The 214-nt window shown below is 55.1% G+C and carries 1 rRNA gene; it reads right to left on the reverse strand.

The window, feature by feature from the left end:
* A 16S ribosomal RNA gene (locus WFK81_RS30890) occupies positions 1 to 214 on the reverse strand; the annotation flags it as partial.

The following is a 214-nucleotide window of genomic DNA, read 5'->3' on the forward strand; positions in this document are numbered from 1 at the left end:
CACCGCGGCATGCTGATCCGCGATTACTAGCAATTCCGACTTCATGCAGGCGAGTTGCAGCCTGCAATCCGAACTGAGACCGACTTTGATAGGATTGGCTCCACCTCGCGGTTTCGCTTCCCGTTGTATCGGCCATTGTAGTACGTGTGTAGCCCAGGTCATAAGGGGCATGATGATTTGACGTCATCCCCACCTTCCTCCGGTTTGTCACCGG

Origin of the sequence: Paenibacillus sp. MMO-177, from assembly GCF_037147795.1 — a bacterium.
GTDB lineage: Bacteria > Bacillota > Bacilli > Paenibacillales > Paenibacillaceae > Pristimantibacillus.